Source organism: Psychrobacter sp., from assembly GCF_018260395.1.
Taxonomy (GTDB): domain Bacteria; phylum Pseudomonadota; class Gammaproteobacteria; order Pseudomonadales; family Moraxellaceae; genus Psychrobacter.
In genome coordinates, this window is record NZ_JAGLBC010000248.1 from 1 (window position 1) to 1,518 (window position 1,518).

Below are 1,518 nucleotides of genomic sequence, written 5' to 3' on the forward strand. Positions count from 1 at the left end.
TAATTTGTTCTAAATCATAGTTATCATTAATATTGTAGTCTCTAAATTTTTTGAAAATTAAAGTCTGAATTTCTATGATTTGATCTTGGGCTAAATTTCGCACCTCATAATTTAATTGACAAAAGTTAGGCACTATATTTATAGCTTCACCACCACATATTTTACCTACATGTATAGTAGAATAAGGAATATCAAAGCCTGTATCTGTATTACCTTCCTTTGCTATGATTTCTTGTGATTTAATTAAACTTTGAATAAAATAACTTGCTGTATGAATTGCATTTAAATATTTAGGAGCTAAAGCTGAATGACCTGACTCGCCATAAAAACTTACTTGGAAAACTGCTTTTCCTTTATGGCTAGTTGCTACATTCATAAGTGTAGGCTCCCCAATAATAGTAATAGTCGGCGGAATTACCATTTTACTTATTTGATTGAGAATGCCTCTGACTCCTATGCAGCCTATTTCTTCATCGTAGGATAAACATAAATGTAATGGATGACTTAAAGACATATGCGCTGCTTGCTTCATTGCAACTAAAGCACATGCAATAAAGCCTTTCATATCAGCAGTTCCGCGTCCATAAATATTATTATCCTTTATTATTGCTTTAAATGGTTCTGTATCCCAAATTTGACCATCAGCAGGCACCACATCAGTGTGACCTGAGAGTAAAATTCCTGCTACGTCCTTTGGGCCTGTACTTATAAATAAATTTGCTTTAGTTAGTTCTTTGTTTAGATTTAATACAGTAATAATATTTTCATGATCAAGATAGTTTTTTATATAGTTTATTAGAGGTAAATTGCTTTTATAAGAAGTGGTATCAAAAGATATTAAATCTTGTAATACCTTTATATATTCAGTGTCATGCCGCATACCAACCTCCTAGTATTGAGTTCTTATATGAGCTTCAGAAAAATATGAAACGCTCATGCCAGGTATATATTGGTTTGAAATGAAGGATTTGCATCGATTTACAAACGCCTGACATACGTTGGTCAATTGAGCATTTTTAGGTGTAGCTATACCTATCTTCATTGGGCGTAAATCACCTGAAATTCTAATCCTTTTAAGTTTTTTACCATCTGAAGACATATCTGTTTTTTGACGAACATTTAAAATGGTATAACCAATATCGTTGCCTACCATAGACCGAACTACATCTAAATACTTACATTTCTCAGTGATATAAGGTTTAAGATTTTTATTTTGAAAAAGGGATAAGAAGTATTCATTACTATATGGCATATCAAGCAAAATCATTGGGTAGTCGGTTAGTTCTTCTAAAGTAACAGCTTGACTTTTTGACAAAATATGAGATTCTGCAACAAGTAGATAAGGTGGCAGGTCAGCTAAGGGTGTAAAATCAATATTATTTTTATCAATATGCAAATCGTAGACCAATGCGACATCAAGCTTATTCTGGGTTAATTCTTGTAAAATGTAGTGGTGATCGTCTACCCCCTGTGTCAGGATAGTTGTCACCCCTAAATAAAACCTAAAGGGGGCGACAA

Annotated in this window: 2 protein-coding genes; both read right to left on the reverse strand. The window is 32.9% G+C overall.

Annotated features, from left to right (window positions below):
- A partial coding sequence (locus QZ265_RS10870; RefSeq protein ID WP_296406092.1) for a M20/M25/M40 family metallo-hydrolase occupies positions 1 to 880 on the reverse strand: 880 nt, incomplete at its 3' end.
- A 9-nt stretch (positions 881 to 889) separates the two neighbouring features.
- A partial coding sequence (locus QZ265_RS10875; RefSeq protein WP_296406095.1) for a LysR substrate-binding domain-containing protein occupies positions 890 to 1,518 on the reverse strand: 629 nt, incomplete at its 5' end.